Below are 25,922 nucleotides of genomic sequence, written 5' to 3'. Positions count from 1 at the left end.
ACTGACAACCGGGCCCGGAATTCCGGACCCCCGGGATCCGGTTCTCAGGGCCTCGCGGGCAGGTACGGGTACGGAGTCGGCATGCCGAGGTCCGAGGGCAGCAGGGCGCCGACCCAGGCGTCACGGAGCGTGCCCTTGTTGAGCAGGCCCGCGCGGAGTACGCCCTCGACCGTGAAGCCGGCCTTCTCCGCGACCGCGCGCGAGCCGTTGTTGCCCACCTCCGCGCGCCACTCCAGGCGGGGGCAGCGCAGCTCCGTGAAGGCCCAGCGGGCGAGGGCGAGCACCGTCTCGGTCATGTGGCCGCGGCCGCGGTGCTCCTTGGCCGTCCAGTAGCCGACCTCCCAGGTGCCCGAGCGCGGGTGGTGCAGGCTGGCGGCGGCGATCAGGGGGCCGCCCCCGCGGGGCCGTACGGAGAAGGTGTACTCGGAGTCGTTGTGCCATCCCGCGGGGACCATGGTGGCCACGAAGTTCTCGGCGTCCACGCGCGCGTACGGCGAGGGAATCGTGGTCCAGCGCTGGATGTCCGGGTCCTGGCACGCCGCGAAGATCTCGTCGACGTCGGCGGACGTGAAGACGCGCAGGCACAGGCGTTCGGTGGTGAGTGTGACGGGCTCCATCAAGCGATGATGCGGGGGCGCTGTTCCGGGTGCCAGCCCTTTTTGTCCGCTCGTCGCGATCGGCCCGCGCGGGGCACTCGCGGGCCCCACCCGGCACCTTCGGCGGCCCTCGTCCGTTGACCTGAGAGCAGACCTCCCGGCGCAGCCGGGTCCTCGCATACGATGGCCGTTGCCCGACGAGTAAAACCGACCATGCCAGGCCCGACCGGCAAGGAGACCAACCCCCGTGTCCGTCCTCTCGAAGATCATGCGTGCAGGCGAAGGCAAGATCCTGCGCAAGCTGCACCGCATCGCGGACCAGGTCAACTCCATCGAAGAGGACTTCGTCAGCCTCTCCGACGCCGAGCTGCGCGCGCTGACCGAGGAGTACAAGGAGCGTTACGCCGACGGCGAGACGCTCGACGACCTCCTGCCCGAGGCCTTCGCGACGGTCCGCGAGGCCGCCAAGCGCGTCCTGGGCCAGCGCCACTACGACGTCCAGATGATGGGCGGCGCCGCGCTGCACATGGGCTATGTCGCGGAGATGAAGACCGGCGAGGGCAAGACCCTCGTCGGCACGCTCCCCGCGTACCTGAACGCCCTGTCCGGCAAGGGCGTCCACATCATCACGGTCAATGACTACCTGGCCGAGCGCGACTCCGACATGATGGGTCGCGTCCACAAGTTCCTGGGCCTGAGGGTCGGCTGCATCCTCGCCAATATGACCCCGGCCCAGCGCCGTGAGCAGTACAGCTGTGACATCACGTACGGCACGAACAACGAATTCGGCTTCGACTACCTCCGCGACAACATGGCGTGGTCGCAGGACGAGCTGGTGCAGCGCGGCCACAACTTCGCGATCGTCGACGAGGTCGACTCGATCCTCGTGGACGAGGCCCGTACGCCGCTGATCATCTCCGGCCCCGCCGACCAGGCCACCAAGTGGTACGGCGACTTCGCCAAGCTGGTCACGCGACTCACCAAGGGTGAGCCCGGAAACCAGCTCAAGGGCATCGAGGAGACCGGCGACTACGAGGTCGACGAGAAGAAGCGCACCGTCGCCATCCACGAGCCCGGCGTGGCCAAGGTCGAGGACTGGCTCGGCATCGACAATCTCTACGAGTCGGTGAACACGCCCCTGGTGGGCTATCTCAACAACGCCATCAAGGCCAAGGAACTCTTCAAGAAGGACAAGGACTACGTCGTCATCGACGGCGAAGTCATGATCGTCGACGAGCACACCGGCCGTATCCTCGCCGGCCGCCGCTACAACGAGGGCATGCACCAGGCGATCGAGGCGAAGGAAGGGGTGGACATCAAGGACGAGAACCAGACTCTCGCCACCATCACCCTCCAGAACTTCTTCCGCCTCTACAAGCGCGAGGGCTACGACAGCGGCCTGTCCGGCATGACCGGTACGGCCATGACCGAGGCCGCCGAGTTCCACCAGATCTACAAGCTGGGCGTCGTGCCGATCCCGACGAACCGGCCGATGGTCCGCGCGGACCAGTCCGACCTGATCTACCGCACCGAGGTCGCGAAGTTCGCCGCCGTCGTCGACGACATCGCCGAGAAGCACGAGAAGGGCCAGCCGATCCTGGTCGGCACGACGTCCGTGGAGAAGTCGGAGTACCTCTCCCAGCAGCTCTCCAAGCGCGGCGTCCAGCACGAGGTGCTCAACGCCAAGCAGCACGACCGAGAGGCGACCATCGTCGCCCAGGCCGGCCGCAAGGGTGCCGTCACCGTCGCCACGAACATGGCCGGACGAGGCACGGACATCAAGCTCGGCGGCAACCCCGACGACCTCGCCGAGGCGGAGCTGCGCCAGCGCGGCCTGGACCCCGTCGAGCACGTCGAGGAGTGGGCCGCGGCGCTGCCGGCCGCCCTGGAGAAGGCCGAGCGGGCCGTCAAGGCCGAGTTCGAAGAGGTCAAGGACCTCGGCGGGCTCTACGTCCTCGGCACCGAGCGGCACGAGTCGCGCCGCATCGACAACCAGCTCCGCGGCCGTTCCGGCCGTCAGGGCGACCCCGGCGAGTCCCGGTTCTACCTCTCGCTCGGCGACGACCTGATGCGTCTGTTCAAGGCGCAGATGGTCGAGCGCGTGATGTCCATGGCGAACGTGCCGGACGACGTGCCGATCGAGAACAAGATGGTCACGCGCGCCATCGCCTCCGCCCAGTCGCAGGTCGAGCAGCAGAACTTCGAGACGCGCAAGAACGTCCTGAAGTACGACGAGGTCCTCAACCGGCAGCGTGAGGTCATCTACGGAGAGCGTCGCCGCGTCCTGGAGGGCGAGGACCTCCAGGAGCAGATCGCGCACTTCATGGACGACACCATCGAGGCGTACATCGCGGCGGAGACCGCCGAGGGCTTCGCCGAGGAGTGGGACCTGGACCGGCTGTGGGGCGCCTTCAAGCAGCTCTACCCCGTCGCGGTCACCGTCGAGGAGCTGGAGGACACGGCGGGTGACCGCGCGGGTCTGACCGCCGAGTTCATCTCCGAGTCCATCAAGGACGACATCCACCAGCAGTACGCGTCGCGTGAGGAGCAGCTCGGCTCCGACATCATGCGTGAGCTGGAGCGGCGGGTCGTCCTCTCGGTGCTCGACCGCAAGTGGCGCGAGCACCTCTACGAGATGGACTACCTCCAGGAGGGCATCGGCCTCCGCGCCATGGCGCAGAAGGACCCGCTGGTGGAGTACCAGCGTGAGGGCTTCGACATGTTCAACGCCATGATGGACGGCATCAAGGAGGAGTCCGTCGGCTACCTGTTCAACCTGGAGGTCCAGGTCGAGCAGCAGGTCGAGGAGGTCCCGGTCGAGGACTCGGCGTCCGCCACGTCGCTCTCCAAGGACGGTGTCCAGGACGCGGTTCCCGCCGGGGCGCGTCCCGAGATCCGCGCCAAGGGCCTTGAGGCCCCGCAGCGGCCCGACCGTCTGCACTTCCAGGCGCCGAACGCCGAGGGCGGCGTCGACGAGGGTGACTTCGCCACGGACGGCGCCGGTGTGCGGTCGGAGTCGGACGGGATGACCCGCGCGGAGCGGCGGAAGGCCCAGAAGGGCGGGCGTCGCCGCAAGAAGTGACGTGACGCTGTCGCTGTACTGGGCGGCGTCGTCCTCGGCGACTTCGCTCTGAGCCGCTGACGGTGGCTTCGGAAGGGGCCGGAAGTTCTGCTTCCGGCCCCTTCGGCTTGCCCGAGGGGGCCCAAGCGGGGGCCGCTCTCAGCCGCCGCCTCCGTTGCCGTCCAGTGCCATCTCCACCGCCGTGCACCGCCACTTGCGGTCCGCGCCCAGGGCCAGGCGGAACGCCAGGGCCCGCAGCCTCGGGCCCGCCGCGACGCGGGCGAAGACCTCGTAGGCGTCCGGGTGCGGCTGGTAGTGGCCGATCCGGTGGACGGTGGGGCGGCGGCCGTCCGCGCGGAGCGGGTTCAGCTCGGCGAGGCGGACCAGTTCGTCGTAGGCCGTGTTGGCGATGTGCCTGGCCACCCAGTGGATGGGCCGCTGGCCGCTGAGGACGAGGACCAGGCGCTCCGCGAAGAGCTCCGTGGGGTGCGGGGGCGGCTGGGCCGGGACCGTGCCGGGCGGGCGGCCCGCGGAGCGGCTCGTACGGGTGTCCCTGCGGTTCGGGGGGCGGCCTGCGGACGGGCGGGTCACCGACGGGCGCCTTGTCATCACCTTGCGCATCGAGCGCCTCCTTCGTACCGGGGAGTAACTTTGTGTAGCCGTTCTTGTACGGGGATGGCGGGGCGCGGCGCAAGGTCCGGCGCGGGTGCGGAGCGCTGGTCCTGAAGTCACCTATCCGGGTGAGCGGAGGCTCTGGAAGTGCGGTGGCCGTTGGGCGGTACCGGGTGAATCGGTGGCGTGGGGGTGACAGTTCCGCGAGGGGTGGGGGGAGCTCGATGGGGGACTCCCGGACGTATCCTGGGGGTCCTTTCCACGGCTACGGGCCGGCTCCGCGCGGGCCCCGAGTCCGCCCCGTGCGGACGTGAGCGAAAGCGGTCTTTCCATGCGTGTCTACGTTCCCCTGACCCTTCCCCGGCTCGCCGAGGCGCACAAGGCGGGCGAGCTGGGGCCGGGGCCGCTGGTCGCCTACGCGGTGACGCCGGCGCTGCGGGAGTGGTACGTCTCCGACGACATCGAGGAACTGGAGTACGCGGCTCTGAACCGGGCGGCGCTCGCCTCGCTGCGGCTGGTCGCGGGGGATCCCGGGGCGGCGCGGCGGCGGGTCGTCCTCGCGGCGGACGTGCCGGACGGGGCGGCCGTCGCGGACCCCGACCGGGGGCTCGACGAGGGCGCGCTGGGAGAGGTGCGGCTCGCTGCCGCCCTGCCGCTGGCCAAGGCCGCCGCCGTGCATGTGGACTCCGACGAGGCGGAGGAGGACGTCGCGGCCGCGGCCGCCGCGTTGGGGGCGGCGGATCTCGGGGACGCGGACGCGGGGTTCCTCGTGGACGGGGCGGAGGGGCATGAGCTGCTCTGGTTCGCCACGCAGGAGATTCCTGGGCTGCTGAGCTGAGGTGTCAGCTCGGGGGGAGGGGACTCGGTGGCCGGCCGGGTGGGTAGGTTTGTGGGATGGGGAAAGTCGGGCGCGGGGCGCACATCGTCTGGGACTGGAACGGGACTCTGCTGCATGACATCCATGCGGTGATCGAGGCCACGAATGCCTCCTTCGCGGAGCTCGGTCTTGAGCCGATCACGCTGGAGCGGTATCGCGAGCTGTACTGCGTGCCCATCCCGCGGTTCTACGAGCGGCTCATGGGCCGGCTGCCGAGTGACAGCGAGTGGCAGCTCATGGATGCCGTCTTCCACAAGCACTACTGGGCCCGGGCGCAGACCTGCGGGCTCGCCGAAGGGGCCGCGCAACTGCTGGCCGAGCGGCGGGCCGGTGGGCGTACGCAGTCGTTGCTTTCGCTGGCCCCGCACGAGCATCTGGTGCCGATCGTGCGCAGGCACGGGATCCACGAGCACTTCGTACGGATCGACGGGCGCACCGACACCTCCCACGCGGGCAAGGCCGAGCGCATGGCGCGGCACCTGGCCGCGCTCGAAGGTGTCGTCGCGGCGGCCGAGCGGGTCGTCGTGATCGGGGACGCCGTGGACGACGCGGTCGCCGCCGCGCACGTCGGGGCGCGGGCCGTGCTCTACACCGGCGGCTCGCACAGCCGGGTCAGCCTGGAGACCGCCGGGGTGCCCGTCGTCGACAGCCTGACGGAAGCGGTGGCAGAGGCGGAACGCCTCGCGGCCTGAGCCCGGCTGAGCGCCCCGCCCCAGCCGACCCCCAGCCCTACGTCGCCGGTGCCTTCGCTCGTAGGACCGTGAGGAACTCGCGCATCCAGCCCGAGTGGTCCGGCCAGGCGCGGGAGGAGACCAGGGTGCCGTCGACCACGACCTCAGCGTCCTGGTAGGTCGCCCCGGCCGTCTGCATGTCCAGTTCCAGGGCCGGGTACGCCGTGACGCGGCGGCCGCTCAGGCTGCCGGTGGCCGCCGTCAGGAGCGGGCCGTGGCAGATCTGGGCGACCGGCTTGTCCGCGTCGAAGAAGGACTTGAGGATCTTGCGGAGCTCCGGGTCGTTGCGCAGGTACTCCGGGGCCCGGCCGCCCGGGATCACCAGGGCGACGTACTGGCCGGGATCCACCTCGGAGAAGGCGAGGTCGGCGGGCCAGGTGTAGCCCGGTTTCTCCGTGTACGTGTCGAAGCCCGGCTCGAAGTCGTGGACCACGAACCGCAGCGTCTTGCGGGCGGGGGCGGCGATGTGGACGCCGTAGCCCTCCTCGCGCAGCCGCTGGTAGGGGTACAGGACCTCCAGCGACTCCGCCGCGTCACCGGTCACTATCAGGATCTTGGCTGCCATCGGCGCTCGCTCCCCGAGTCCGTCGCGCACGTCCGTTTCCCGTCCTGCTCAACGTGCACGCCCGCGTCCGGTTTGCCAAGGGGGCCGACCACGGGGCGGGCGCCGGCCGGACTGTGCAGACTGTCCATGTTCGGGTCCTGGTTTTGTACACATACGGCTCATGACGGTTGCCCGGTGCGGAGCGATAGCCTTGACCCGTGATCAGCGCGATATCCCGCGGGGGCATGGACGCCCCCGCCCTGCGCCCGGGGAACACGGAGGACATCCGTGCCCGGGGCCTCGCTGACGCTTCTTCGCGGTACGGCCGACAGAGCCAACCCAGCCATCCGTCAGCGAAACCGCTGAAAATGGCGGAAAGCCGTCCGCTCTTCTTTCACCGCGGCATAACGTCGATCCCGGCCGGAGAACCCGCGTCGTGGCGTTACGTCACATCACTTCCTTCTACGTCACGCAACGGCGCGCGACAGGAGTCAGAGGACAATGCAGACCAAGCTGGACGAAGCCAAGACCGAGCTGCTCGCGCGGGCCGCCCGGGTAGCTGAGAACAGCCCGGTCGGGGGGCGCCTACCGAACGGTGCACCGACCGGGACGACGAGCGGGGCCACGCCGGACCAGGACACGGCTCTCGCGTTCCTCCAGCGCTACTACCTGCACACCGCCCCGGAGGACCTGGCCGACCGCGACCCGGTCGACGTCTTCGGAGCCGCCTTCTCGCACTACCGCCTCGCGGAGAACCGCCCCCAGGGGACGGCCAACGTGCGGGTCCACACCCCGACGGTCGAGGAGAACGGCTGGACGTGCAGCCACTCCGTCGTCGAGGTGGTCACCGACGACATGCCCTTCCTCGTCGACTCCGTCACCAACGAGCTCTCCCGCCAGGGCCGCGGCATCCATGTCGTGATCCACCCGCAGGTCGTCGTGCGCCGTGATGTCACCGGCAAGCTCCTGGAGGTCCTGCCCGGCGGCGCGAGCGGCGAGCGGCCGCACGACGCGCTCGTCGAGTCGTGGATCCACGTCGAGATGGACCGCGAGACCGACCGGGCCGACCTGAAGCAGATCACCGCCGATCTGCTGCGGATCCTCTCCGACGTACGCGAGACGGTCGAGGACTGGGAGAAGATGCGCGACGCGGCGCTGCGCATCGCCGACGAGCTGCCCACCGAGCCGACCGCCGGTGACCTGCCCGACCAGGAGGTCGAGGAGGCCCGCGAGCTGCTCCGCTGGCTCGCCGACAACCATTTCACCTTCCTGGGATTCCGCGAGTACAACCTCACGGACGACGACTCCCTCGCGGCCGTCCCCGGCACCGGCCTCGGCGTCCTGCGCGCCGACCCCCAGCACGGCGACGACCACCACCCGGTCAGCCCGTCCTTCAACCGGCTGCCCGCCGACGCGCGCGCCAAGGCCCGCGAGCACAAGCTCCTCGTCCTGACCAAGGCCAACAGCCGGGCGACCGTGCACCGCCCCAGCTACCTCGACTACGTCGGCGTGAAGAAGTTCGACGCCGACGGCAACGTGATCGGTGAGCGGCGCTTCCTCGGGCTCTTCTCGTCCGCCGCGTACACCGAGTCCGTACGGCGGGTGCCCGTCATCCGCCGCAAGGTCCAGGAAGTCCTGAAGGGCGCCGGGTTCTCCGCCAACAGCCACGACGGGCGCGACCTGCTCCAGATCCTGGAGACCTACCCGCGCGACGAGCTGTTCCAGACCCCGGCCGACGAGCTGCGCTCCATCGTGACGAGCGTCCTCTACCTCCAGGAGCGCCGCCGGCTCCGGCTGTACCTGCGCAAGGACGAGTACGGGCGCTACTACTCCGCCCTCGTCTATCTCCCGCGCGACCGCTACACCACCGGCGTCCGGCTGCGGGTCATCGACATCCTCAAGGAGGAGCTGAACGGCGCCAGCGTCGACTTCACCGCCTGGAACACGGAGTCGATCCTCTCCCGCATCCACTTCGTGGTCAGGGTGCCCAAGGGCGCCGAGGTCCCCGACCTCTCCGACGCCGACGTCGAGCGCATCGAGGGACGGCTCGTCGACGCCGCCCGCTCCTGGGCCGACGGCTTCGCCGAGGCGCTGACCGCCGAGTGCGGCGAGGAGCGCGCCGCCGAGCTGATCCGCCGGTACGGGCACGCCTTCCCCGAGGGCTACAAGGCCGACCACACCCCGCGCGCGGCCGTCGCCGACCTCCAGCACCTGGAGCAGCTCTCCCAGGCGCACACGGACTTCGCGCTCTCCCTGTACGAGCCGGTGGGCGCGGCCCCCGGCGAGCGCCGCTTCAAGATCTACCGCTCCGGCGGGCAGGTCTCCCTCTCCGCCGTGCTGCCGGTGCTCCAGCGGCTCGGCGTCGAGGTCACCGACGAACGCCCGTACGAGCTGCGCTGCGCGGACCGCACGCACGCGTGGATCTACGACTTCGGCCTGCGCATGCCCAAGGCGCCGGGCAACAACGGCGACTACCTCGGTGACGACGGCCGCGAGCGCTTCCAGGAGGCCTTCGCCGCCGCCTGGACCGGCGAGGCCGAGGTCGACGGCTTCAACTCCCTGGTGCTCCGCGCGGGCCTCGACTGGCGCCAGGCGATGGTCCTGCGCGCCTACGCGAAGTACCTGCGCCAGGCGGGCTCGACGTTCAGTCAGGACTACATGGAGGACACCCTCCGCAACAACGTCCACACCACACGGCTGCTCGTCTCGCTCTTCGAGGCGCGGATGTCGCCCGGCCGCCAGAGTGCCGGGACCGAGCTGACCGACGGGCTCCTGGAGGAGCTGGAGGGGGCGCTCGACCAGGTCGCCTCCCTGGACGAGGACCGCATCCTGCGGTCCTTCCTCACCGTCATCAAGGCGACCCTGCGCACGAACTTCTTCCAGAAGACGGAGAGCGGCGAGCCGCACTCCTACGTCTCCATGAAGTTCGACCCGCAGGCCATCCCCGACCTGCCCGCGCCCCGCCCCGCGTACGAGATCTGGGTGTACTCGCCCCGCGTCGAGGGCGTGCACCTGCGCTTCGGCAAGGTCGCGCGCGGCGGTCTGCGCTGGTCCGACCGGCGCGAGGACTTCCGTACGGAGATCCTCGGCCTGGTCAAGGCGCAGATGGTCAAGAACACCGTCATCGTGCCCGTCGGCGCCAAGGGCGGCTTCGTCGCCAAGCAGCTCCCCGACCCGTCGGTGGACCGTGACGCGTGGCTGGCGGAAGGCGTCGCCTGCTACAAGACGTTCATCTCGGCGCTGCTCGACATCACCGACAACCTGGTCGCGGGCGAGGTCGTGCCCCCGGCCGACGTCGTGCGGCACGACGAGGACGACACGTACCTCGTCGTCGCGGCCGACAAGGGCACGGCGACGTTCTCCGACATCGCCAACCAGGTCGCCGAGTCGTACGACTTCTGGCTCGGTGACGCCTTCGCCTCCGGCGGCTCCGCCGGTTACGACCACAAGGGCATGGGCATCACCGCCCGCGGCGCCTGGGAGTCCGTCAAGCGGCACTTCCGGGAGCTCGGCACCGACACGCAGACCGAGGACTTCACCGTCGTCGGCGTCGGTGACATGTCCGGTGACGTGTTCGGCAACGGCATGCTGCTCTCCGAGCACATCCGCCTGGTCGCCGCATTCGACCACCGGCACATCTTCATCGACCCCAAGCCGGACTCCGCGACCTCCTACGCGGAGCGCCGCCGCCTCTTCGAGCTGCCGCGCTCCTCGTGGGCCGACTACGACAAGGAGCTGCTCTCCGCCGGCGGCGGGATCTTCTCCCGCTCCGCCAAGGCGATCCAGCTCAACGGCCACATCCGGGCGGCGCTCGGCATCGAGGGCAACATCGTCAAGATGACCCCGGCCGACCTGATGAAGACCATCCTCCAGGCCCCCGTGGACCTGCTGTGGAACGGCGGCATCGGCACGTACGTGAAGGCGACGGCGGAGACCAACGCCGACGTCGGCGACAAGGCCAACGACGCCATCCGCGTCAACGGCGCCGACCTGCGGGCCAAGGTCGTCGGCGAGGGCGGCAACCTCGGCCTCACCCAGCTCGGCCGCATCGAGTTCGGGCGCGCCGGCGGCCGCATCAACACCGACGCCATCGACAACAGCGCGGGCGTGGACACCTCCGACCACGAGGTGAACATCAAGATCCTGCTCAACTCCGTGGTCGCCAACGGCGACATGACGGTCAAGCAGCGCAACAAGCTGCTCGCCGAGATGACCGACGAGGTCGGGCACCTGGTCCTGCGCAACAACTACGCGCAGAACACCGCGCTCGCCAACGCCGTCGCCCAGTCGCCGTCCCTGCTCCACGCCCACCAGCGCTTCATGCGCAGGCTCGGCAAGCAGGGCCACCTGGACCGGAGCCTGGAGTTCCTGCCCAACGACCGGCAGATCCGCGAACTGCTCAACTCCGGGCGCGGGCTCTCCCAGCCCGAGCTCGCCGTGCTCCTCGCCTACACGAAGATCACGGCCGCCGACGAGCTGATCCAGACGACGCTGCCGGACGACGCCTACCTCCAGCGGCTGCTGCACGCGTACTTCCCGAAGGCGCTGCACGAGCGGTTCCCCGAGCAGGTCGACGGGCACGCGCTGCGTCGCGAGATCGTCACGACGGTCCTGGTCAACGACACGGTGAACACCGGCGGTTCGACCTTCCTGCACCGGCTGCGCGAGGAGACGGGCGCCTCCCTGGAGGAGATCGTGCGGGCGCAGCTCGCCGCCCGCGAGATCTTCGGCCTGAGCAAGGTGTGGGACGAGGTGGAGGCGCTCGACAATGTCGTCGCCGCCGACGTCCAGACCCGCGTACGGCTGCACTCGCGCCGCCTGGTCGAGCGCGGCGCGCGCTGGCTGCTCAACAACCGGCCGCAGCCGATCCAGCTCGCCGAGACCATCGACTTCTTCCGTGAGGGCGTCGCCAAGGTCTGGGACGAGCTGCCGCAGCTCCTTCGCGGCTCGGACTCGGAGTGGTACCAGGGCATCCGGGACGAGCTGACCGACGTGGGCGTCCCCGGCGAGCTCGCGCAGCGCGTCGCCGGGTTCTCCTCGGCCTTCCCCGCGCTGGACATCGTGGCCGTCGCCGACCGGATGGGCAAGGAGCCGATGGCCGTCGCCGAGGTCTACTACGACCTCGCCGACCGGCTGCGGATCACCCAGCTCATGGACCGCATCATCGAGCTGCCGCGGGCCGACCGCTGGCAGTCCATGGCGCGCGCCTCCATCCGCGAGGACCTGTACGCGGCGCACGCCGCGCTGACCGCCGACGTGCTCGCCGCGGGCAACGGCGAGTCCACGCCGGAGCAGCGCTTCAAGGCCTGGGAGGAGAAGAACGCCCCGATCCTGAGCCGGGCGCGGACGACCCTGGAGGAGATCCAGAGCTCGGACTCCTTCGACCTGGCCAACCTGTCGGTCGCGATGCGGACGATGCGCACGCTGCTGCGCACGCACTCGTAGCCTTCGGCGGTACGTGAAGGGGGGCGCCCCGGGCCATCGGGCTCGGGGCGCCCCCCTTTTGCGTGCGGCTTTTGCGTGCGCGCTTTCGGGTGCGTGCTTCCGGGCGGGTGCTTCCGCGTGGGGTGCCAGGCAACGTGAGCGGGGCGGAAGACGTCTTCGGTAGGGCCTGCCCGTCGCCGTCGGCCCGTCGCCGCCGGCCGGGTGATGGGAGTCGCCATACCGCATTAATCCGGGCATTCGGGCTAAGGTGGGTGAGATTGTCTGACGGAGGTACGAGATCACGAGATTCAGGCCCGGCAGAGTGGAGGGCTGCCCCGCGCCGCCCCGCCCCTCTCGCCGGATTCCGGACCCCGGACTCCGGAGTCCCCCGGACCATCGACCGCGGACCACCGAAGGGCTTGAGTCATGACCGTGAACACCCCCGAGAACCTCTCCGAAGACCTCGCCGCGCGGCTGCCGGAGTCCTGGGCCGCCACTCCGCTGACCGTGGTCATGCCCACGTACAACGAGGCCGGGAACCTGCCCGGCATGGCCGAGGCCCTGATGGCGCTCCCGCTGCCGGGCCTGCGGCTCCTCGTCGTCGACGACTCCAGCCCCGACGGCACGGGCGCCATCGCCGAACGCTTCGCCGAGCGGTACGGCAGCACCCGGATGAGCGTGCTGCACCGCACCGAGAAGGACGGCCTCGGCCGTGCCTACGCCGCCGGGATGACGCGGGCCGTCGCCGAGGGCGCCCACTACGTCCTCCAGATGGACGCCGACGGCAGCCACCCCACCGCCAAGGCCGCCGAGCTCCTCGGTGTCGCCCTCGCCACCGACGCGGGCGTCGTCATCGGCAGCCGGTACGTCGAGGGCGGCACCCTCTCCGAGGCCTGGGGCGCCCACCGCAAGCTGCTCTCCCGCTGGGCCAACGCCTACGCCGGCACCATCCTCGGCACCCGCGTCCGCGACATCACCGGCGGCTTCAACCTCTGGCGCGCGGACGCCCTGCGCGCCATCGACCTGGCCTCCGTGGACAGCGCGGGCTACAGCTTCCAGGTCGAGATGAAGTACCGGGCGGTGCGGCGCGGCTTCGGCGTCATGGAGGTGCCGATCCACTTCGAGGACCGCACGGTCGGCGAGTCGAAGATGAACCTCATGGTGCAGCTGGAGTCCATCGTCATGCCGTGGAAGCTGCGGCTCGACGCGAGAGCCGCCGGCCGTGGCACGGGGCCGCGCGGATGACGCCCTCCACCCTCCAGGAGGCCCCGCCCTCCACTTCCCGCCAGGCCCCGCCGGTCCCCGCGGCACCGGCCCCGCCCCGCTCGCCCCTCGTACGGCTGCGCCTGCTCGTCCTGGAGCTGGTGAAGTTCGGCCTGGTCGGCGGCAGCGGAGTCGCGGTCAACCTGCTCGTCTTCAACCTCCTCCTGCACGGCATCGGCTCGGGCGCGATGACGGCGACCGTCCTGGCGAGCTGCGTGGCGATGGGCACCAACTACCTGGGCTTCCGCTTCTTCGCGTACCGGGACCGCGCCTCGCGCACCAAGCGCCAGATCGCCCTCTTCTTCGTCTTCAGCGGGATCGGCGTGGCGATGGAGAGCGCCCTGTTCTACGCGGCGTACCACGGAGCGGACATGAGCGGACCGCTCACCTCGAACATCGCCAAGGCCCTGTCGATCGTCCTGGCCTCGGCGTTCCGCTTCCTGGTCTACCGGACGTGGGTCTTCCAGCACGGACAGGGCGCGGGCCGGCTCTGAGCGGCCGTCACGGGGTGAACTCGTACCGCAACTCGTACAGATGCCCCGCCTTGACCATGACCGTGGCATGCAGGAGGCGGGCCGGATGGTCCGCTGCCGGTGCTCGCGGACGGTGACCGCCGTCCTTGAGCAGGTGCAGTGCGCTCATGATTTCGTCCCGGAGATATGGGGCACTGTCATCCGATCCTGATCTCGTAGCGCAGCCGCTGGCGGTGGGCGGGCATGACCATCATGTCGACCTGGATCGGGCGGTCGTCGTGATCCAGGGTGACCCGGGTCAGTCCCAGGACGGGTTCGTCCGGCGCCAGCCGCAGGGCTTCCCGCTCGGCGAGCAGGGTCACGGCTCCGCCGCGGATCTTGCCGGTCTCGGCGAGGCGGGTGCCGCGGGCGATGTCGACGGGGTAGTAGGTGTCTGTCAACTCGCAGGGCCAGCCATCGAGTTCGATGATTCGGCGGCGTACTACGACGGTGTCGCCGTCGGCCGTGCCGAGCAGGGGGGCCACCTCGTCCGGCGCGGGCACCTCGCCGGCGTGCACGATGCGCTGGCCGCCCTTCGGTGACCTTTGCCGCTCTACACGTTCACCGTGGCTTTGTCACGGCGGGGGGGGCGCGCCAAGGCGTCGAAGAGGTGGATGGGCGAGGGGCGGTCGTTCGGAGCGTGGTGTGGGGTGTGCGGTGCTGCCGGGTGGGCGCCCGGCGGGCAGGCGCGAGCCGGGCGGGGGTCGAAGCGTCTCCCTGCCGAGCCAGGCCGCCCGGGAGCGCGTCAGCGGGCCACGCTTGCCGCCAGGCGGGCCGCCTCGCGCAGCCGTGCGCCCGTTCCCGATGCCGCCCTGCGGGCCAGCGGGCGTATCACCCGGGCCGTTACGCCCACCGGGGTCCAGCGGAGCTGGAGGCGGCCCGCGCCTCGGCCCTCTGGTTCTACCGTGACCTCGTGGGGGGTCGTGCCGCCCCGGTAGGCGATGCGGGCCCTGAACGGCGGGAACGACAGGGGGGCCAGGAGCAGCGACGTGTTGCGCAGGCGGCCCGAGGTGAGGAGCAGGACCGGGTGGCGGGTGCCCGCGAAACCGTCGAGAGGGAGGGGGGCTTCCGCCAGGTCCAGGCGGGCCGAGCCCTCGAACACGCCGGGGCGGACCGGGTCCAGGCGGAAGGGGACCTGCATCCGGCGGCGGCCGGGGGCCAGGAGCAGGGTCGCCACCTGCGGGCCCACGGGGAGCCGCAGCCCCGGGTCGTACGTGCGGACGGAGAGGTCGATGGAGGCTCCCGGGCCGCGCTCCACCCGCGTGATCTCGTGGCGGAACTGCGCGCTCGCGAAGGGGCGGGATTCCAGGCCCAGGTCCGTCACGTCCAGCTCCGCGCGGGACGCGGGGGCCGAGGGGACCTCCGCGCCCCAGTACACGCGGCCCTCCGCGTCCAGCGACGTCTCGCGGGGCGCGACCCCGTGGCCCAGGCCCCGCGCCGCCAGCCGCGCCTCCGTCAGCCGGCCGTCCCGTACGAGCTGGATGACGACCCGTTCGGCGCGCGGCAGACGGGCGTACGCGCCGGGGGACAGCTCCGCCAGGTACGGGTTCACGGTCTCCGCGAAGCCCCTCAGCCACTCCTCGTCACGGAAGGGCAGGTCTCCCGCGTACATCCGGAAGTCGTGCTTGAGGAATTTGTAGTCCTTGGTCTCCCGCACGGCGTCCGCCTGGCCGCTCGACGCGAGGAAGCCGTCGATCAGGCGTTGCACGTGGACGCGGTCCCGGACGTTCGTCAGCTTGTGGCGCTGGTTGGAGATCGACGCCGACTCCGCCGCCTCGAAGGGGGCTATGTACCAGCGGTAGACGGGGTCCGGGATCACCGTGAAGGCCCGCGCCAGGCAGTACGCCTGTGCGGAGAAGAGCTGGTCCTCGTAGTGGATGCCCTCCGGGAAGCGGAGACCGTTCCTGTCCAGGAAGTCCCTGCGGTACATCTTGCTCGTCGACAGGTGCTCGAAGAACAGGGACGGTTCCGCCTCGATGCCCCGCACCGTGCGGCGCTCCGCCACGAGGTGCGGCATCCAGGTGGAGGTGCGGCCCGTGTCGACCCGTACGCGCTCCACCGCGCCCATCGTGAAGTCCACGTCCGCCTCGGCGTGCGCGGCGAGCAGCAGCTCCACCGCCCGCTCGGGCAGTTCGTCGTCGCTGTCCAGGAACATCAGGTACGGGGCGCGCGCGATGTCCAGGGCGCGGTTGCGCGGCACGCTGCACCCGCCGCTGTTCTCCGGCAGGCGCAGATACGTGACGCGGTCGTCGTCCGAGGCCAGCCGCCGTGCCACGGCCGGCGTCGCGTCCGTCGAGTGGTCGTCGCTGATGACGATCTCGATGTTCGCGTGCGTCTGGCGGCGCAGCGACGCCACCGCGCGCGGCAGCCGCTCCGCGTCGTTGTAGACGATCACCGTGACCGTCACGTCGGGCGTGGTGCTCACTGAGCCTCCTCGGGCGTCGGTGCCGGTGTGCGCCCGTCGACCGGGGTCACGGGCGGCAGGGACGCCTCGCTCTCGCCGAGGAAGACGCGGCGCACGACCCGCTCGGCCGCGCGCCCGTCGTCGTACTCGCAGAACCGGTGCCGGAACGCCTTGCGCGCCTTGGCCGACGTGTCGTCGCGCCACGCGGGGGAGGTGAACAGTTCCGTCAGCTCGTCCTGCGTGCGCGCCACGTGGCCGGGGGCCTCGGCCATGAGGTCGAAGTAGACGCCGCGCGTCTTGGCGTACGTCTCCCAGTCGTCGGCGTAGACCACGATCGGGCGGTCCAGGTTGGCGTAGTCGAACATGATCGAGGAGTAGTCCGTGATCAGTGCGTCGGCGGCCAGCGACAGGTCTTCCACCGGGTCGTACGACGAGACGTCGATGACCCTGCCGCTCCTGCGCAGGCCCGCCAGGGGCGAGGCCGCCCCGCCGTAGAAGTAGTGGCCGCGGACCAGGAGGACGGTGTCCTCGCCGAGGCGGTCCGCGAGCGTGGCCAGGTCGAGGCGCGGGGTCCAGGCGGCCTCGTAGTCGCGGTGGGTGGGCGCGTAGAGGATGGCCCGCCTGCCCGGCGCGATGCCGAGCCTCTCGCGGATCGCGCGGATGTCGGCGGCCGTCGCGCCGTAGAAGACGTCGTTGCGCGGATAGCCGTAGTCCAGGGACGTGTAGTGCGAGGGGTAGGCGCGCTCCCACATCTGCGTGGAGTGGCTGTTGGCGGAGACGCTGTAGTCCCACTTGTCGACGCGTTCGAGCAGGCTGTGGAAGTTCAGGCCCTTGGCGGCCGCGGGGTAGTCGAGCTGGTCGAGGCCCATGCGCTTGAGCGGCGTGCCGTGGTGGGTCTGGACGTGGACGGCGTCGGGGCGCTTCACGACCGCGTTGGGGAAGTTGACGTTGTTCACCAGGTACTTGGCGCGGGCCAGGACCTCCCAGTAGCGGCGCGTGCCGGGCACGACGTGGTCGGTGCCGGGCGGCAGCAGCGGTACGTTCGCCGCCGAGACCACCCAGACCGGGTGGATGTGCGGGGCCAGTTCGGCGGCCTTCGCGGCGATGGCCGCCGGGTTGCAGGCGACGCCGCGGTCCCAGTACGCCGTGAAGACCGCCAGGTGCGGGTCGACGGGGCGATCGAGCTCCCTGCGGTAGCGCAGGTCACGGACCTTCAGGCCCACCTTGTGCTTGCGCGAGACCAGCGCCGTCCTGAGCCTGCGCCGCTGCCGGTTGGCGGTCTGGAACGTGCGGTACTTCGTGTACGCGTCCTCTTCGAGGATGCGGCGCCGCACGCCGTCGAGGCCGCCGGGATGCTGATGGCCCTCGGGGCGCCACGCCACGGCGGCCCGCGCCGCGCGGTGGAAGAACTCCCTGCGCACCGGGTCGGGCAGCCGCTCCCGGGCGACGACGCGCAGGCAGTCGCCGAGCATGAGGTCGTAGAGCGCGGCGAGCGGCGCCGGGCCCGTGCCGAGGTCCATGGCCAGGGCGAGGAGCGCCTCGTAACGGTCGATGACCTCGTACCGCCGCTCGGGCGGCCCCGAGGGGATGCTCTGCGCGCGCAGCTCAAGGACGTTCAGGGCGATGTGGTCGAGCGCCGCGACGCGCTCCGCGACGAGCAGCGAGGCGTACGCGGCGAACCTCTCGTCGGACACCGCGAGTTCCGTGCGGCGGGCCCGCCAGAAGTCGGCCCTCAGTATCCGGTTGCCGAGCAGCGGAGCAGTCTTCAGCAGGTCGGGGCAGTCCACGAGCGGCAGGTCGCGGCGGCCCTGCCGGGCGAGGATCCTGCCGTCGGGGCTCGGCATCCCCTGGTGCCGCCACGTCGAGCGGACGTGGTCGACGACGAGGACGTCCACGCCGTCCGGCAGCTCGGCCACGCGGTCGGCGACGGTGCGGGGCGCGCCCGTCGGCACGGTGTCCTTGCTGTGCACGAAGTGCAGCCACCGGCCGGCCGCACGCTCGGCGCCCGCGGTGCGCGCCGCTCCGTCGTCCGTGCCCTCGGGCAGCGGGACGACGGTCACGCCGGATCTGTCCGCCGCCGCGTCCTGCGCGGAGGCGCCCACCGCGGCGACGACCACCTCGAAGGACTCCGAAGCCTGCGCCGTCAGGGCGTCCAGGCAGGCGCCAAGACGGCCCTGGACGTTCCGCCCGTGGACGATGACACTCAGCCGTGGCTGCACGCGCACTCCTTCGGTCGCGAGACGCTCCCATAGTGTAAGGATGCGATCATTGTTACGACAAAAGGGACGGTTGCCGTGGGGTGGGTCAGCCCTTGCCGCCGCCCGTGAACCGCTCGTACTCCTTCAGGACGTCTTGCGTGGGGCCGTCCATCCGCAGCTCGCCGCGCTCCAGCCACAGCACCCGGTCGCAGGTGTCGCGGATCGACTTGTTGTTGTGGCTGACCAGGAAGACCGTGCCCGCGCGCTCCCGCAGCTCGCGGATGCGGGCCTCGGAGCGCTTCTGGAAGGAGCGGTCACCCGTGGCCAGTGCCTCGTCGATGAGCAGGACGTCGTGGTCCTTGGCGGAGCCGATGGAGAAGCGCAGGCGGGCCGCCATGCCGGAGGAGTACGTACGCATCGGCAGGGTGATGAAGTCGCCCTTCTCGTTGATGCCGGAGAAGTCGACGATGTCCTCGTAGCGCTGCTTGATCTGCTCGCGGGACATGCCCATGGCGAGGCCGCCGAGGTGGACGTTGCGCTCGCCGGTCAGGTCGTTCATCAGGGCCGCGTTCACGCCGAGCAGGGAGGGCTGGCCGTCGGTGAAGATGCGGCCGTGCTCGACGGGCAGCAGCCCCGCGACCGCCTTGAGCAGCGTCGACTTGCCGGAGCCGTTGGTGCCGATCAGTCCGATGGCCTCGCCCTTGCGGGCGGTGAAGGACACGTTCCTGACGGCGTGCACCGTGCGTACGCCGCGGTGCCCGCCGCGCTTCAGGATGCGGCCGAGCGCGGCGGTCGCGGCACCGCGGCCCGCCGTGGCGCCCGCGCCGTGCACGCGGTAGACGATGTCGACCTCGTCGACGACGACGGTGGGTGCGGGTTCCTGGTTTCCGGTCTCAGCCACGGCCGTACGTCTCCTCTGCCTTCCAGAAGTAGATGAACCCGCCGACCCCCGCGAGCACGGCCCAGCCGGCCGCCCACGCCCATACGAGGTGCGGGAGCCGGTCGTAGGCGAAGCTGTCGATCAGCGCGAACCGCATCAGGTCGATGTAGACGGCGGCCGGGTTGCACTCCAGCAGGACCTTCAGGGCCTGCGGCAGGTTCCGGTCGGCGAGGACCGCGTCGAGGCTCCACATCACCCCGGACGCGTACATCCAGGTGCGCAGCACGAACGGCATGAGCTGCGCGATGTCCGGCGTCTTGCTGCCGATCCTGGCCATGGCGAGCGCCAGACCGGTGTTGAACGTGAACTGGAGCGCGAGCACCGGCGGCGCGAGCAGCCAGTACACCGTCGGCGGGACGCCGAAGCAGAGCAGGATCACGATCAGCGCGCACATGGAGAACAGGAGCTGCTGGAGCTGTTGCAGGCAGTACGAGACCGGCAGCGACGCCCGTGGGAAGTGCAGGGCGCGGACCAGGCCGAGGCTGCCGGAGATGGCGCGCGTGCCCGCCATCACCGACGCCTGCGTGAACGTGAAGACGAAGACGCCGGTGACCAGGAACGGGACGTAGTCCTCGACGTCGTGCTTGGTGTCCATCAGGACGCCGAAGATGAAGTAGTAGACGGCCGCGTTGAGCAGCGGCGTCATCACCTGCCACACCTGGCCGAGCTTCGCCTGGCTGTACTGGGCGGTCAGCTTGGCGGTCGCGAAGGCGGTGATGAAGTGGCGGCGCTGCCAGAGCTGCCGCACATAGGCGGGCAGGGAGGGGCGGGCGCCGCTGACGGTCAGGCCGTGCCGGGCGGCGAGCTCGGCGGGCGAGAGCTCCGGGGCCGGCGGCGCTTGGTGGTGCGGTGTGTCGAGGACCTGGCTCACATCCGCTGCTTTCTCGGGGGGCGGGGAGTGGACGGCGGTGCGTACGACGGGACGGGCCCGTATCGTCGCAACGCCGACAGTAGGACCTCGCCACGTCGGAACGCAACCGTATCGTCGTCTCGTTCTATGCTGTCCGTATGACGACGAGCAGGCCACAGGATGAACAGCCGCGCCGCAGGCTCCCCGCCGGAGCCGCCGTGCTCCGCGAGGACAAGACCGAGGCGATCCGGGCCGCCGTCTTCGGGGAGCTGGCCTCCGTGGGGTACGCCCGCATGTCCATCGAGGGCATCGCCCGCCGCGCGGGCGTCGGCAAGACCGCCGTCTACCGCCGCTGGCGCTCCAAGCTGCACCTCGTGCTCGACCTGGTGTCGGCCGTCGCGGTGCAGGGGCTGCCCGCGCCGGACACCGGCTCCCTGGAGGGCGACCTGCGCCTGCTGTACGAGGTGACCTCGCGCGCCCTGCGGCACCCCGTGGCCTCGCAGGTCATCCCCGACCTCCAGGCCGAGGCGGCCCGCAACCCCGAGATCGCCGAAGCCCTCCAGAAGGCGCTGCGCGAGGGGCAGTACGGGGTGGCGAGCGGCATCGTGGGGGCCGCCGTCGAGCGGGGCGAACTACGCGAGGGCGTCGACCAGGAGCTGGCCCTCGACCTGGTGTCCGGGCCGCTCTACTGGCGCTCGGTGGTGGTCCGCGCGGAGCTGCCCAAGGGATACCTGGGGCGCCTCGCGGCGGCCACGGCGGCGGGGCTGCGGGCGCTCTGAGCCTTCTGAGCGTTCTTCGCCGGGCTCAGGTATCGGGGCCGGGTGCCGGGTGCCGGGTGTCAGGTGTCAGGCGGCGCGCCGCCGCGTCGCGTACAGGCCCGCGCCCGCCGCCAGCGCCACGACGCCCGTACCGACGCTCATCAGGACGCGGGTGACGCCGTCCCACGGCGTGAAGCTGAGCATCACGTTGGCGGTGATCGCGAGCGAGAAGACCAGCCAGAGCAGGGGCCTCATGGGAGTCGATCCTTCCGGGGGAGCGTAGGCCGCCGCCTCATGCGGTGACCTGGGGAAACTCTCCCGTATCCGCGGGCCCGTCACGAGGGCGCGCTCTCCCGGAGCCATGGTGTAGCGCGCTACACCATGGCGGGAGAAGCCGCTCACTCCGCCCCGCGCGAGCGGTGACTTAGCCTGACCGGATGACGGAGACGACGCGTGCCGCGGGGCATGCCATGGCACAGCTCGGCAAGGCGGCCGGGCTCGCCCTCCTCTCGTACCTCTTCATGGCGCTGATCCTGTTCACCGCCGCCGTCACGCTGCTCGTGGTCGGCGCCGCCGTGCTGCCCGAGACCGTGCTGCTGCTGCGCAGGACCAGCGGCCTCAAGCGGCGCCTGGTCGCCGACTGGACCGGCGTACCCGTCCCCGAGGCCTACCCTCCGCTCACCGGCGGCGTGCGCGAGCGCGTGAACACCGCCCTCAAGGACCCCGGCACCTGGCGTGACCTGCGGTGGCTCGTCGCCCACTTCGTGTACGGCTTGGTCCTGCTGTACGTGGCCATGCCCCTGTTCCTCCTCGGCCTGCTCGTCGACGGCTTCTGGTGCGGGCTCCTGCGGCGGCGGGCCGTGGCCCTGCCGCTGCTCGGCCGCCTCGCCGACCTGGACGCCGCCTGGTCGCGGGCCCTGCTGCTGCCCTCCCCGGAGGCGCAGCGCAACGCGGACCTCGCCGAGCGCGTCGAGGAGCTGACCGTCACGCGTGCCGGTGCCGTCGCCGCGCACGGCGCCGAGCTGCGGCGCATCGAACGGGACCTGCACGACGGGACGCAGGCCCGGCTCGTCGCCCTGTCGATGCGGGTCGGGCTCGCGCGCCGCGCCTCCGTCAAGGACCCCGAAGCCGCCCGCAAGCTCCTCGACGACGCCCAGGAACAGGCCGAGGAGGCGCTGACCGAGCTCCGGCACGTCGTACGCGGCATCCACCCGCCGATCCTCACCGACCGCGGGCTGCTCGGTGCCGTCCGGGCGCTGGCCGCCGGCAGCGCGCTCGACGTGACGGTCACCGCCGAGGGCATCGAGGACCCCGCGGGCCGGGCGGTACGTGCCCCGGCGGCGGTCGAGGCCGCCGCGTACTTCGTCGTCGCCGAGGCACTGACCAACGCCGCCAAGCACAGCGGCTCCGAGCGGGCCACCGTGGAACTTTCCCGGACGGGCGGAGTGTTGGCCATAGCGGTACGTGACGAGGGCCTGGGCGGGGCCGACGACAAGGGCGGCAGCGGGCTGCTCGGCATGCGGCGCAGGGTCGCCGCCCTCGACGGGACCCTGACCGTGACGAGCCCCGCCGGGGGGCCGACCGTGATCGAAGTGGAGCTGCCGTGCGCGTGGTGATCGCCGAGGACAACGCCCTGCTGCGGGAGGGCATGGTGCTCCTGCTCACCTCCGCGGGGCACGAGGTGGCGGCGGTCGCCTCCAGCGGGCCCGAGGTGCTGCCCGCCCTCCTCGAACACCGGCCGGACGTCGCCGTCCTGGACGTACGGATGCCGCCGGGCTTCCGGGACGAGGGCCTGCGGGCGGCCATCGCGGCCCGCGCCGAGCTGCCGGGCCTCCCCGTGCTCGTCCTCTCCCAGTACGTCGAGGAGACGTACGCCGCCGAGCTGCTCGGCGGGGGCGCGAGCGGGGTCGGCTATCTGCTGAAGGACCGCGTGGGCCGGGTCGACGAGTTCCTCGACGCCCTGGAGCGGGTGGCCGACGGGGGCACCGCGCTCGACCCGGAGGTCGTGACGGAACTGCTCACGCGGCGCCGCGACGACCCCATCGACTCCCTCACGCCCCGCGAGCGCGAGGTGCTCCAGCTCATGGCCGAGGGCAGGGACAACGCCACGATCGCGTCGCTCCTCGTCGTCTCGGACCGCGCGGTCAGCAAACACATCGGCAATGTCTTCGTGAAGCTGGGGCTGCCGCAGAGCGACAGCGGGCATCGGCGGGTGCTGGCGGTCCTGGCGTATCTGAACAGGGGATAGGGCCTGGCCCCGCCCTGGGTACCCGGGCCCGGCGGCCCCGGGAGAGAGGGAGGTGCCACCGACGGCGCGGCGCCGCACGCGCCGCTCCCGGTCTGTTACGTTCCGCTGGTCACGGCCCGTACACCCCCCGTGGCGGCGCGAAAGTTTACCCATCTCGACCAGTGGCCATGCGCCATGAGGCCAGAAATTCTTCCCCTAACGGGCTGAACTTTTGTTGATCGTGGGTCAGTTGACCGCCGCTCAGCCCTACCCTTCAGAGGGTGAACCAACTGATGTCCCGTGCGCCCGAAGAGGAGTCCGACGACGTGTCAGGAACGGAGCCCGCTCCCGGGGAAGCGCTTCCCGCGGAATCGCTTCCCGGCGCACTGCCCGAACCGCTGCGCGTCGAGCTCATCGCCTTCCGTCGTGACCTCCACATGCACCCGGAGCTCGGCAACCAGGAGTTCCGTACCACCGCGGCCCTCAAGGCCCGCCTGGAGGAGGCGGGCCTCGCGCCCCGGGTGCTCCCCGTGGGGACGGGGCTCGTCTGCGACATCGGGGAGTGGGACGGCGTGCGCCCGATGCTCGCCCTGCGCGCCGACATCGACGCGCTGCCCATCCCCGACACCAAGCGCGGCGTGCCGTACCGCTCCACCGTGCCCGACCGCGCCCACGCCTGCGGCCACGACGTGCACACCACCGTCGTCCTCGGCACCGGCCTCGTCCTCGCCGGGCTCGCGGCCAAGGGGCAGCTGCCCTTTCCGGTGCGGCTGATCTTCCAGCCCGCCGAGGAGGTGCTGCCGGGCGGCGCCGCCGACGCCATCAAGGCGGGCGTCCTCGAAGGCGTCGGCAAGATCCTCGCCGTGCACTGCGACCCCCGCGTCGACGCGGGCCGCATCGGGCTGCGGCACGGCCCGATCACCTCCGCCTGCGACCGCCTGGAGATCATGCTCGACGGGCCCGGCGGGCACACCGCGCGCCCGCACCTCACCACCGACATCGTGACCGCCGTGGCCAAGGTCGCCACCGAGGTCCCCTTCCTCGTCGCCCGCCGCGTCGACGCCCGCTCGGGGCTGTCGCTGACGTGGGGCCGCATCGAGTCGGGCCACGCCCCCAACGTCGTGCCGCAGCACGCCGAGCTCGCGGGGACCGTGCGCTGCCTGGACCTCAAGACCTGGCGGGAGGCGCCCGACCTGGTGCACGCCGCCATCCAGGAGGTCGCCGACCAGTACCGCGCCAAGCTGGAGATCAACTACGTACGGGGCGTGCCGCCCGTCGACAACGCCCCCGGCGCCGCCGATCTGCTCCGGGACGCCATGGTCGCGCGGCGCGGCCCGCTCTCCGTGGAGAGCACCGAGCAGAGCCTCGGCGGCGAGGACTTCTCCTGGTACCTGGAGCACGTACCGGGCGCCATGGCCCGGCTCGGCGTGCGCAAGCCGGGGGATCGCGGCGTCCGTGACCTGCACCAGGGCGACTTCGACGCGGACGAGTCGGCGATCACGGTCGGCGTCGAGCTCTTCACCGCGGCGGCCCTCCTGGACACCGCCCGCATGTGATCCGGGACAGGGCAGAGGCGGAGAGAGACGGAGGGGACAGAGGGGCGCCCATGTGGCGCTCCTTTCTCCCCGGCTCCACCGGGACGTAACCGACGCTCGGCACGAATGGGTAACGGCCGCGCGAAAACCCGTTCCCCTCCCTTTCTACGCGCGTTAATGTGCGCCGAAATCAACGCCGTCAACGGTGCGTTGGGGAACGTAAGGAGTACGTCCTATGCGTCGTGTATCGAAACTTTCCCAAGTGGCCGTGGCGGTGGCGTCCCTCGCCCTCGCGGCTTCCGCGTGCGGCAAGACGAGCAGCGAGGCGTCCAAGGACGACGACGGCAAGGACGGCAAGGGGTCCGCGGGTTCGTCCTCGTACAAGGGCAAGGGCATCGGTCTCGCGTACGACATCGGTGGGCAGGGCGACCAGTCCTTCAACGACGCGGCCTTCAGCGGCTACGACAAGGCGCGCAAGGAGTTCAAGATCGGCGGCGTGGACATGGAGCCGGGTGACGGCGAGTCCAGCGCCGACAAGGTGCAGCGCCTCGAACAGCTCGCCAGGCAGGGCTACGACCCGGTGATCGGCGTCGGTTTCGTCTACGCGCCCGCCGTCGAAGCGGCCGCGAAGAAGTACCCGAAGACCACTTTCGGGATCATCGACGACAACACCGTGAAGGCCGACAACGTCGCCGATCTCGTGTTCCACGAGGAGCAGGGTTCCTATCTGGCGGGTGTGGCCGCCGCGAAGGCCAGCAAGGCCAAGCACGTCGGATTCATCGGCGGAGTGGACATTCCGTTGATCCACAAATTCGAGGCCGGATTCGTGCAGGGCGTGAAATCCGTCGATCCGAAGATCGAGATCGAGAGGCGTTATCTGACGGAGAAGCCCGAGGAGGGCGGCTTCTCCAGCCCCGACAAGGGGCAGAACGCGGCGAGCGGGCAGATCGAGGCGGGCGCCGACGTGATCTACCACGCCGCCGGCCTCTCCGGGCAGGGCGTCATCCAGGAGGTCGGCTCGCAGAAGAAGTGGGCGATCGGCGTCGACTCCGACCAGTACGAGCAGAAGGCGCTCGCCAAGTACAAGGACCACATCCTCGGCTCCGCGCTGAAGGACGTCGGCGGCGCGGTGTACGACCTGTCGAAGTCGGTCGTCGAGGGCAAGCCGATGAAGGGCGAGCAGCGCTACGACCTCAAGTCCGGCCGCGTCGGGTTCGCCGACTCCAACCCGAAGTACCGGGCGATGAAGGACGTCGTCGCCGCGGTGGAGAAGGCCAAGAAGGACGTCATCAGCGGCAAGGTCGAGGTCAAGACCGTCCCGTAGGCCGCGACCGCGCGGGCGGGGCCGCCACCCCGCCGGGCGCCGGCCGCGGGTTTTACGTAGCACGTC

The 25,922-nt window shown here is 70.9% G+C and carries 20 protein-coding genes and 1 pseudogene; 11 read left to right on the top strand and 10 right to left on the bottom strand.

Annotation, left to right across the window (positions count from 1 at the left end; translation table 11 throughout):
• Positions 1-44: 44 nt before the first annotated feature.
• Positions 45-617 carry a GNAT family N-acetyltransferase gene (locus ACZ6JY_RS22295; RefSeq protein ID WP_469197973.1) on the bottom strand — a complete coding sequence of 191 codons (573 nt, stop codon included), beginning with the start codon at positions 615-617 and terminating at the stop codon, positions 45-47.
• A gap of 226 nt (positions 618-843) precedes the next feature.
• Here ACZ6JY_RS22295 and secA point away from each other — a divergent pair, with 226 nt between their 5' ends.
• Positions 844-3,678, top strand: a complete 2,835-nt coding sequence (gene secA, locus ACZ6JY_RS22290; RefSeq protein ID WP_469197971.1) for a preprotein translocase subunit SecA — start codon at positions 844-846, stop codon at positions 3,676-3,678.
• Between the two features lie 138 nt (positions 3,679-3,816).
• Here the strand turns inward: secA and ACZ6JY_RS22285 are convergent, their stop codons facing one another.
• Complete coding sequence (locus tag ACZ6JY_RS22285) at positions 3,817-4,278, bottom strand: Rv3235 family protein (protein ID WP_469197969.1); 462 nt, start codon at positions 4,276-4,278, stop codon at positions 3,817-3,819.
• Positions 4,279-4,600: 322 nt separating this feature from the next.
• Between ACZ6JY_RS22285 and ACZ6JY_RS22280 the strand changes: the two genes are divergently transcribed.
• Positions 4,601-5,107 carry a DUF6912 family protein gene (locus ACZ6JY_RS22280; protein ID WP_469197967.1) on the top strand — a complete coding sequence of 169 codons (507 nt, stop codon included), beginning with the start codon at positions 4,601-4,603 and terminating at the stop codon, positions 5,105-5,107.
• 56 nt (positions 5,108-5,163) lie between these two features.
• Positions 5,164-5,838: an HAD family hydrolase gene (locus tag ACZ6JY_RS22275; RefSeq protein WP_469197965.1), complete on the top strand. Its 675-nt coding sequence runs from the start codon at positions 5,164-5,166 to the stop codon at positions 5,836-5,838.
• 37 nt (positions 5,839-5,875) lie between these two features.
• On the opposite strand, the gene ACZ6JY_RS22270 is transcribed toward ACZ6JY_RS22275, so the two are convergent.
• Positions 5,876-6,442, bottom strand: coding sequence for a DJ-1/PfpI family protein (locus ACZ6JY_RS22270; protein ID WP_469197963.1), 567 nt, complete (start codon positions 6,440-6,442; stop codon positions 5,876-5,878).
• Between the two features lie 480 nt (positions 6,443-6,922).
• On the opposite strand from ACZ6JY_RS22270, the gene ACZ6JY_RS22265 reads away from it, so the two are divergent.
• From ACZ6JY_RS22265 to ACZ6JY_RS22255, 3 genes are all read left to right on the top strand, one after another.
• Positions 6,923-11,866 (top strand): NAD-glutamate dehydrogenase, encoded by a 4,944-nt coding sequence (locus ACZ6JY_RS22265; RefSeq protein WP_469197961.1) that lies wholly within the window; start codon positions 6,923-6,925, stop codon positions 11,864-11,866.
• Positions 11,867-12,271: 405 nt separating this feature from the next.
• Positions 12,272-13,090, top strand: coding sequence for a polyprenol monophosphomannose synthase (locus ACZ6JY_RS22260; protein WP_469197960.1), 819 nt, complete (start codon positions 12,272-12,274; stop codon positions 13,088-13,090).
• Entirely contained in the window at positions 13,087-13,602 is a 516-nt protein-coding gene (locus ACZ6JY_RS22255; RefSeq protein ID WP_469197958.1) for a GtrA family protein, read from the top strand. The genes ACZ6JY_RS22260 and ACZ6JY_RS22255 overlap by 4 nt, the downstream gene beginning before the upstream one ends.
• A 7-nt stretch (positions 13,603-13,609) precedes the next feature.
• Here the strand turns inward: ACZ6JY_RS22255 and ACZ6JY_RS22250 are convergent, their stop codons facing one another.
• The 6 genes and pseudogenes from ACZ6JY_RS22250 to ACZ6JY_RS22225 all read right to left on the bottom strand — a co-directional run bounded on the left by ACZ6JY_RS22250 (position 13,610) and on the right by ACZ6JY_RS22225 (position 20,033).
• Positions 13,610-13,750: a hypothetical protein gene (locus tag ACZ6JY_RS22250; RefSeq protein ID WP_469197956.1), complete on the bottom strand. Its 141-nt coding sequence runs from the start codon at positions 13,748-13,750 to the stop codon at positions 13,610-13,612.
• Positions 13,751-13,778: 28 nt separating this feature from the next.
• Positions 13,779-14,165 (bottom strand): annotated as a pseudogene (locus tag ACZ6JY_RS22245) (UTRA domain-containing protein); the annotation flags it as partial.
• A 200-nt stretch (positions 14,166-14,365) separates the two neighbouring features.
• Positions 14,366-16,045: a glycosyltransferase family 2 protein gene (locus tag ACZ6JY_RS22240; protein WP_469197954.1), complete on the bottom strand. Its 1,680-nt coding sequence runs from the start codon at positions 16,043-16,045 to the stop codon at positions 14,366-14,368.
• Entirely contained in the window at positions 16,042-18,243 is a 2,202-nt protein-coding gene (locus tag ACZ6JY_RS22235; RefSeq protein ID WP_469197952.1) for a CDP-glycerol glycerophosphotransferase family protein, read from the bottom strand. The genes ACZ6JY_RS22240 and ACZ6JY_RS22235 overlap by 4 nt, the downstream gene beginning before the upstream one ends.
• Positions 18,244-18,328: 85 nt before the next feature.
• Positions 18,329-19,123 carry an ABC transporter ATP-binding protein gene (locus tag ACZ6JY_RS22230; RefSeq protein ID WP_469197950.1) on the bottom strand — a complete coding sequence of 265 codons (795 nt, stop codon included), beginning with the start codon at positions 19,121-19,123 and terminating at the stop codon, positions 18,329-18,331.
• A complete protein-coding gene (locus tag ACZ6JY_RS22225; RefSeq protein ID WP_469197948.1) occupies positions 19,116-20,033 on the bottom strand; it encodes an ABC transporter permease in 918 nt (305 codons plus the stop codon). The genes ACZ6JY_RS22230 and ACZ6JY_RS22225 overlap by 8 nt, the downstream gene beginning before the upstream one ends.
• 137 nt (positions 20,034-20,170) lie before the next feature.
• On the opposite strand from ACZ6JY_RS22225, the gene ACZ6JY_RS22220 reads away from it, so the two are divergent.
• A complete protein-coding gene (locus ACZ6JY_RS22220) occupies positions 20,171-20,791 on the top strand; it encodes a TetR/AcrR family transcriptional regulator (RefSeq protein ID WP_469197946.1) in 621 nt (206 codons plus the stop codon).
• A 66-nt stretch (positions 20,792-20,857) separates the two neighbouring features.
• On the opposite strand, the gene ACZ6JY_RS22215 is transcribed toward ACZ6JY_RS22220, so the two are convergent.
• Positions 20,858-21,025, bottom strand: a complete 168-nt coding sequence (locus tag ACZ6JY_RS22215; protein WP_469197944.1) for a hypothetical protein — start codon at positions 21,023-21,025, stop codon at positions 20,858-20,860.
• Positions 21,026-21,207: 182 nt separating this feature from the next.
• Between ACZ6JY_RS22215 and ACZ6JY_RS22210 the strand changes: the two genes are divergently transcribed.
• From ACZ6JY_RS22210 to ACZ6JY_RS22195, 4 genes are all read left to right on the top strand, one after another.
• Positions 21,208-22,386: a sensor histidine kinase gene (locus ACZ6JY_RS22210; protein WP_469197942.1), complete on the top strand. Its 1,179-nt coding sequence runs from the start codon at positions 21,208-21,210 to the stop codon at positions 22,384-22,386.
• On the top strand, positions 22,374-23,018 hold the full coding sequence (locus ACZ6JY_RS22205; RefSeq protein WP_469197940.1) for a response regulator transcription factor: 645 nt from the start codon (positions 22,374-22,376) through the stop codon (positions 23,016-23,018). The genes ACZ6JY_RS22210 and ACZ6JY_RS22205 overlap by 13 nt, the downstream gene beginning before the upstream one ends.
• A gap of 260 nt (positions 23,019-23,278) precedes the next feature.
• Positions 23,279-24,553, top strand: coding sequence for an amidohydrolase (locus tag ACZ6JY_RS22200; protein ID WP_469197938.1), 1,275 nt, complete (start codon positions 23,279-23,281; stop codon positions 24,551-24,553).
• Between the two features lie 214 nt (positions 24,554-24,767).
• Complete coding sequence (locus tag ACZ6JY_RS22195) at positions 24,768-25,856, top strand: BMP family lipoprotein (RefSeq protein ID WP_469197936.1); 1,089 nt, start codon at positions 24,768-24,770, stop codon at positions 25,854-25,856.
• Positions 25,857-25,922: the final 66 nt, after the last annotated feature.

This window comes from Streptomyces sp. NPDC046335 (genome assembly GCF_055587985.1).
The sequence above is the reverse complement of the archived record's forward strand: the minus strand, read 5'-3'. Positions and strand labels throughout refer to the sequence as shown.

What these genes read in the sequence shown, in the direction of transcription:
- ACZ6JY_RS22295 (WP_469197973.1), bottom strand. Translation starts at nt 617, where the DNA reads ATGGAGCCCGTCACACTCACCACCGAACGCCTGTGCCTGCGCGTCTTC.
- ACZ6JY_RS22285 (WP_469197969.1), bottom strand. Translation starts at nt 4,278, where the DNA reads ATGCGCAAGGTGATGACAAGGCGCCCGTCGGTGACCCGCCCGTCCGCA.
- ACZ6JY_RS22280 (WP_469197967.1), top strand. Translation starts at nt 4,601, where the DNA reads ATGCGTGTCTACGTTCCCCTGACCCTTCCCCGGCTCGCCGAGGCGCAC.
- ACZ6JY_RS22275 (WP_469197965.1), top strand. Translation starts at nt 5,164, where the DNA reads ATGGGGAAAGTCGGGCGCGGGGCGCACATCGTCTGGGACTGGAACGGG.
- ACZ6JY_RS22270 (WP_469197963.1), bottom strand. Translation starts at nt 6,442, where the DNA reads ATGGCAGCCAAGATCCTGATAGTGACCGGTGACGCGGCGGAGTCGCTG.
- ACZ6JY_RS22265 (WP_469197961.1), top strand. Translation starts at nt 6,923, where the DNA reads ATGCAGACCAAGCTGGACGAAGCCAAGACCGAGCTGCTCGCGCGGGCC.
- ACZ6JY_RS22260 (WP_469197960.1), top strand. Translation starts at nt 12,272, where the DNA reads ATGACCGTGAACACCCCCGAGAACCTCTCCGAAGACCTCGCCGCGCGG.
- ACZ6JY_RS22255 (WP_469197958.1), top strand. Translation starts at nt 13,087, where the DNA reads ATGACGCCCTCCACCCTCCAGGAGGCCCCGCCCTCCACTTCCCGCCAG.
- ACZ6JY_RS22250 (WP_469197956.1), bottom strand. Translation starts at nt 13,750, where the DNA reads ATGAGCGCACTGCACCTGCTCAAGGACGGCGGTCACCGTCCGCGAGCA.
- ACZ6JY_RS22220 (WP_469197946.1), top strand. Translation starts at nt 20,171, where the DNA reads ATGACGACGAGCAGGCCACAGGATGAACAGCCGCGCCGCAGGCTCCCC.
- ACZ6JY_RS22215 (WP_469197944.1), bottom strand. Translation starts at nt 21,025, where the DNA reads ATGAGGCCCCTGCTCTGGCTGGTCTTCTCGCTCGCGATCACCGCCAAC.
- ACZ6JY_RS22210 (WP_469197942.1), top strand. Translation starts at nt 21,208, where the DNA reads ATGACGGAGACGACGCGTGCCGCGGGGCATGCCATGGCACAGCTCGGC.
- ACZ6JY_RS22195 (WP_469197936.1), top strand. Translation starts at nt 24,768, where the DNA reads ATGCGTCGTGTATCGAAACTTTCCCAAGTGGCCGTGGCGGTGGCGTCC.